Origin of the sequence: Paraburkholderia sp. Ac-20342, assembly GCF_017104985.1 — a bacterium.
Classification (GTDB): Bacteria; Pseudomonadota; Gammaproteobacteria; order Burkholderiales; family Burkholderiaceae; genus Paraburkholderia.
This window is the reverse complement of sequence record NZ_JAAGPQ010000168.1, coordinates 1-6,044: the sequence shown is the minus strand read 5'-3', so window position 1 is coordinate 6,044 and position 6,044 is coordinate 1. Positions and strand designations below refer to the sequence as shown.

Here is a 6,044-nt window from a genome sequence, read left to right as displayed (position 1 = left end):
CGCTGGCGCGGGGCTCGCCGCCTGAGCGGGTGCGGGACTCGGCACCGGACCCGGCGCGGCAGCGGCCGGCTGCGCCATCGACGACTGCGCGAACGCGCCGAAAGCACGCAAGGTCGACAGCGTCGCGCGCTGCACTTCGAGCGCCTGGATCGCCGATTGCAGCATGCTCAGATTCAGCTTCAGCCACTGCTCGACCGCGCGCATGTCGGTGATGCGCTTGTCGAGCTCCTCGACATTGGTGAGCGGCGCCATCATGTCGGACATCATCGACAGCGACGGCGCGAGGCCGCCGCCCGGCTGCGCGCCGGGCAACGCCGAGCCGAACGGTGACAGCCGCATCATGCCCCACATGCGATCGAGCATTTCAGCGGGCGGGAAACCGGGAAAGCCGGGAAAGGGCGGCGTGGTGCCAGTCGTGTCGGTCATGCTTGTCGCCTCGGTGCATAAGAGATGTCGGGCGCGCGGAGCCGCGCGGGTTGAGTCGATCATACCGTGTGAAATGGTCGCTCAGGGGGCTCGCCGCGTTGCGTGCCGGCAGCCACGCCGACCGCCACGCCGACCTGCCCGCACGGTTGCCCGCGTCCTGGCTGTGCCGCTATCTGCCTCTACCTGCGGCTACCGGCTTCTACCTGCCGCTGGCCGTGCCGCCATGTTCGTGCCACACCCCGCGCGACCCGTTGCTGCCAGTCGGTCGTGCCACGCCCCGCGCCACTACTCGCTGCGATCCGTTTCGCCACCCGCGGCGCCACGGTTCTCGCTTCCACTGCCATCCCCCGCCCTCTCCCGCGACGCCTCCCGCCACGGATCGCCGCCGCCAAAATCCGGCGCGCGCCGCTCGCGCAGCGAGTTCAGCCCTTCGCGCACGTCGGGCCCGGCGAAGCCCATGAATTCGAGCGCGAGCGACGTATCGAACGCCGGCCCCGCCGTGCGCAGCCAATTGTTCAGCGCGTACTTGGTCCAGCGGATCGCCGTCTGCGAACCGTCTGCGAGTTTGCGCGCGACGTCGAATGCCTTCGGCAGCAGATCGCTCTCGTCGACGGCCAGCGATACGAGGCCGATGCGCTCTGCTTCCTCGCCGCTCACGGGCTCGCACAGCAGCAGGTAGTACTTGGCCTTCGCCATCCCGCACAGCAGCGGCCAGGCGATCGCCGCGTGATCGCCGGCCGCGACGCCGAGGCGCGTATGACCGTCGATGATGCGCGCCGTCTTCGCCGCGATCGAGATGTCGGCGAGCAGGCCCGCGACGAGTCCCGCGCCGACCGCGGGACCGTGCATCGCCGAGACGATCGGCTTGCCGCAATTGATCACGTTGTAGACGAGATCGCGCGCCTCGCGCCACACCCGCGCGCGCACATCGAAGTCGTTCGCCATGTCTTCGACGAGTTGCAGATCGCCGCCCGCCGAAAAGCCCTTGCCTTCGCCGCGAATGATCGCGACGCGCGTGTCGGGATCGCGCTCGATGTCGCGCCAGATTTCGGCCAGTTCGTAATGCATGCGCGCATTCGCCGTGGCGAGTCCGCTGCGGTTCGCGCCCTCGCCGCTCATCACGATTTCGAGCACGCCGTGCGGATGGCGATGCAATTGCAGCGAGCGGTAGTGGGCGTAGTAGGCGTCGTTACGGTGAGGTGCGTCGGACATGATGGGCGATCCGTCGGTTGGTGAAGCGTGGACTCGTCGTGCGCGTGTTCGAACCGTGCCCGCAGACCGGAGCTACGGAGCCGCGAAGTCGAAGCCGCGAAGCCGAAGCCGCGAAGCCGAAGCTGTAAAGCCGGAGCTACAAAGCCGGACCCGCGAAGCGAGGCAGCAGCGCGGCCGCAAACCACGCCACCCCGGCCGACACGATGACACGCTTCATCGCGGCTGATAAACCCACTTCCCGTTGCTGATCTCGACCATCACCCGCGCGCGCTGATCGAGGCCGATGTGATCGGTCGCGCTCATGTTGACGACGCCGTTGGTATCCGCGACACCCTGCGTGGTTTCGAGCGCGTCGCGCAGCGCGCGCCGGAACGGCGGCGTGCCCGGCGCGCCCGCCTTCAGCGCGAGCGGTATCGCATGTTCGAGCAGCACGCCCGCATCCCACGTGTAGGAGCCGAACGCCGACACGCTGCCCGCTCCATGCTGTGCCTCGAAGCGCGCGATGTAGTCGAGCGCGAGGCGCTTCGCCGGATGATCGGCCGGCAATTGCGCGGCCACCAGCACCGGGCTCGCGGGCAGGAACGTGCCGTTGCAATCGGCGCCGCACACGCGCAGGAAGTCGTTATTGCCGACGCCGTGATTGTGGTAGATCAACCCTTTGTAGCCGCGCTCGCGCAGCGTCTTCGGCGGCAGCGCGGCGGGCGTGCCGGCCGCGCCGACCACGACCGCGTCGGGATGCGCCGCGAGAATCTTCAGCACCTGGCCCGTCACGCTCGGGTCCGTGCGATTGAAGCGCTCGCTCGCCACCATGTCGATGTGATGCAGTTTCGCGAACTTCGCGACCTCGGCGTAGAACGTCTCGCCGAGCGCATCGGCCTGGCCGATGAACGCGATCGTCTTGACGCCGTGCGCGCTCGCATGCTCGGCGATGGCCGAGGCCATCATCGCGTCGGTCTGCGGCGTCTTGAAGACCCAGCGGCGTTTCGCGTCGACCGGCTCGATGATTTTCGCCGACGACGCGAGCGAGATCATCGGCGTTTCGCCGTCGGACACCACGTCGATCATCGCGAGCGAATTCGGCGTGATGGACGAGCCGATGATCGCGTCGACGTGATTCTCCGAGATGAGCTTTCTCGTGTCCTGCACGGCCTGGGTCGTGTCGGACGCATCGTCGAGCACGATGTATTCGACGCTCTGTCCGCCGATCTGTTTCGGCAGCAGCGCGACCGTGTCGCGCGCGGGAATGCCGAGCGATGCGGCCGGCCCGGTCAGCGACAGCACGAGACCGATCTTGACCTGGGCGAGCGCCGTCAGGGGCAGTAAGCAGGCCAGCGCGGCACACAGCGTCGCGGCACGGCGCGCGAGGCGCGTGCGGCGCGTGGACAGACGGCTCGCGCTGGTGTCCAGGCGTGCGCTCACAGCCGTGCCAGCATGAGCACCCACGCCCATGTTCGCGTTCGTGCCTGCGTTTGTGCCTGCGTTCACCCGCGACACGCCAGCACCTCGGTTTCCAGCTTCGGGGAAGTCAAATCGCGGCATGCCGTCTCCTCACGTCGGGTTGTCGTTCTGATGTTGCCGATGCGTTGCTGCATTCGATCCGCCGGCCGCGCCGGCCATGCCGGCGCGCCAGTCAGTGTAGCCGCGCGTGAAAGCCGCGGCATCGGGCGAAACCCTTTCGTAAGCGGTGCCGCGCAAACCGCGCACGCGAGCGCGTTAGTCCGCCGCGTCGTCGAGCGGCGCGATGCTCTGCTCGATCGAACCGAAAATCGACTTGCCTGCTTCGTCGAACATTTCGATCTTCACGATATCGCCATACTTCATGAATTCGGTTTGCGGCGCGCCGTGCTCGATCGTTTCGAGGCAGCGTTTCTCGGCAATACAGCAGTAGCCGCGCTTCGCGTCCTTGTTCGACACCGTGCCCGAGCCGACGATCGAGCCGGCACGCAGATTGCGCGTCTTCGCCGCATGCGCGATCAGTTGACCGAAGTGAAACACCATGTCGGTGCCCGCGTCGGGCTGGCCGACCTTCCGGCCGTTCCAGTGGACGATCACCGGCCGATGCACGCGGCCTTCGCGCCAGTGCTCGCCGAGTTCGTCGGGCGTGACCGCGACCGGTGCGAACGAGGTGGCCGGCTTGCTCTGGAAGAAGCCGAAGCCCTTCGCGAGTTCCGCGGGAATCAGATTGCGCAGCGAGACGTCGTTCACGAGCGTAATCAGCCGCACGCCGCGCAGCGCCTGCTCGGGCGTCGCGCCCATCGGCACGTCGCCGGTGATAACCGCGACTTCCGCCTCGAAGTCGATGCCGAACGCTTCCGATGCGCACGGCACGTCGTCTTTCGGGCCGATGAAGTCGTCGCTGCCGCCCTGATACATGAGCGGATCGGTCCAGAATTCCGGCGGCATCTCGGCGCCGCGCGCGCGCCGCACGAGCTCGACGTGGTTCACGTACGCGGAGCCGTCGGCCCACTGGAACGCGCGCGGCAGCGGCGCCATGCAGTCTTTCGCGTCGAACGCGAAGCTGTTGCGCGCGCGGCCCTGGTTGAGCGCTTCGTAGAGATCGTGCAGTTGCGGCGCGTAGAAAGCCCAGTCGTCGAGCACGCGCTGCAGCGTGGGCGCGATCGCGTCGGCAATCGCCGCGGTGTGCAGGTCACGGGACACGACGATCAGTTGACCGTCGCGCGTGCCGTCCTTCAGCGAGGCAAGTTTCATAGAGCTGTGAACCGTGTGTTAGTGACGATGGAAGGAATCTATTCTACGATGGTGAATCGGCGTGACCGCGGTTCGTGCGAAGCAGCGGTTGCCGTACGCGAGTTGATCCGCGCCGGGCAACGACCGTGCACGCTTTCTGCGGGGGGTTGTCTGCACGTTTCCGCTGCGCCGTTATCGCACTGCCGTGGCGCTGTGTTGTGCCGCTGCTTCGGCGTGATTTCGTTGTTATGTCGTCGTTGTTATGTCGTCGTTGTTTTTCGTCGCCGTTGCGCCGCCGTTACGTCATCGCGCGCACCTTGATTCGCGCCGCCACGCCATTACCGAACGCCCCATCCCGCGCCTTTTGCACATGTCCGCCAACGCCCGCTCCGGTACGCTTCGCCCTCACGCCGCCCCCACCTCGGCCGATCCGCTCGAAACCGATCCGGCCGACGCCGCCAGTCTCGACGACGACACCGGCGAGCCCGGCGAAGAGAAACTGCGCTCGGGCATCCAGTCGATCGAGGTCGGCTTCAGGCTGCTCGACGTGCTGACCTGCGAACCGCGCGCGATGATGCTGCGCGATCTCGCGCAGCGCGCGGGCATGAGTCCGGCGAAGGCGCATCGCTATCTCGTGAGCTTTCTGCGTCTCGGCGTCGTCGCGCAGGACCCGCTCTCGGGCCGCTACGAACTGGGCGGCTTCGCGCTGCAACTGGGGCTCGCGCGGCTCGCGCGCGTCGATGGCGTGGCGCTCGCGCGCATCGCGCTCGCCGAACTGCGGGACCGGCTCGACCTGACCGTGGGCATCGCGGTATGGGGCAACCAGGGACCGACGATGGTGCACTGGATGGAGTCGAGCCATCCGGCCAAGGCCTCGCTGAAACTCGGCGACGTGATGCCGCTGCTCAGTTCGGCCACCGGTCTGCTGTTCGCCGCCTACCTGCCGCAAGGCAAGACTGCCGCGATGCTCGAACGCGAACTGGCCGACTCGCGCCGCTCGTCGTATAGCGGTGCACCACGCACCCGCGAAGAGGTCGGCAAGGTGCTCGACGAAGTGCGCGCGCACGCGGCGGCGCGCGTCGAAGGCATGCTGCTGCCGACCATCCACGCGTTCTGCATGCCGGTGTTCGATTCGACCGGCGCGCTCGCGCTCGGCCTCGTCGCGCTCGGCCATGAAGGCGCGTTCGATATCCGCTGGGGCGGCAAGGTCGATCTCGCACTGCGCGAATGCGCGCGCAAGCTCTCGTACGAGCTCGGGTATAGCGCCACGCCGCGCAGCGAAAACGGCTGACGGCACGCGCACGGATTCGATCGCCGATGGTTCACGCTCCCGTCACCCGCGCCGCCGATCGCATGCCGCCCGACGGCAATGGGCGGCCAGGCACATTGCGCATCGGGCGCTGGATCGTGGTGCTCGCGGCGGTGGCGATTCTGCACTGGATCGCCGCACAGTGGTTCGAGCGCACTCGCCTGAATCTGACGCCGGCCGATCGCGAGCATGTGCCGGTGCAGGTCGCGCTGCTGACGCCCGAGCGGGTCGAACGTCAACCCGAACCTCAGCCCGAACATCCGCCTGCCGCGACGCCGCCCGCGCCGTCTTCCGCGCATAGGCCCACGGCGCATCCGCCGCGCGAGCACGTGTTGACCGCGTTGCAGCCGGCCAGCCCACATGAGCCGGCCGAAGCGCCGGCCTCTGCAGCGGCAGCGGCGGCGAGCGA

The 6,044-nt window shown here is 67.8% G+C and carries 5 protein-coding genes and 1 pseudogene; 2 read left to right on the top strand and 4 right to left on the bottom strand.

Annotation, left to right across the window (positions count from 1 at the left end):
- The 4 genes from G3N58_RS33160 to G3N58_RS33145 form a co-directional block, all read right to left on the bottom strand.
- A partial coding sequence (locus G3N58_RS33160) for a PhaM family polyhydroxyalkanoate granule multifunctional regulatory protein (RefSeq protein WP_346778315.1) occupies positions 1-426 on the bottom strand: 426 nt, incomplete at its 3' end.
- 285 nt (positions 427-711) lie between these two features.
- Positions 712-1,638, bottom strand: a complete 927-nt coding sequence (locus G3N58_RS33155; RefSeq protein ID WP_241017335.1) for an enoyl-CoA hydratase/isomerase family protein — start codon at positions 1,636-1,638, stop codon at positions 712-714.
- Between the two features lie 213 nt (positions 1,639-1,851).
- Positions 1,852-3,177: an ABC transporter substrate-binding protein gene (locus tag G3N58_RS33150; RefSeq protein ID WP_206001298.1), complete on the bottom strand. Its 1,326-nt coding sequence runs from the start codon at positions 3,175-3,177 to the stop codon at positions 1,852-1,854.
- A gap of 174 nt (positions 3,178-3,351) precedes the next feature.
- On the bottom strand, positions 3,352-4,347 hold the full coding sequence (locus tag G3N58_RS33145; protein ID WP_206001297.1) for a fumarylacetoacetate hydrolase family protein: 996 nt from the start codon (positions 4,345-4,347) through the stop codon (positions 3,352-3,354).
- A 349-nt stretch (positions 4,348-4,696) separates the two neighbouring features.
- Between G3N58_RS33145 and G3N58_RS33140 the strand changes: the two genes are divergently transcribed.
- Together G3N58_RS33140 and G3N58_RS33135 are read left to right on the top strand one after the other, a co-directional pair.
- A complete protein-coding gene (locus tag G3N58_RS33140; protein WP_206001296.1) occupies positions 4,697-5,617 on the top strand; it encodes an IclR family transcriptional regulator in 921 nt (306 codons plus the stop codon).
- Between the two features lie 26 nt (positions 5,618-5,643).
- A pseudogene (locus tag G3N58_RS33135) lies at positions 5,644-6,044 on the top strand (DUF3108 domain-containing protein); the annotation flags it as partial.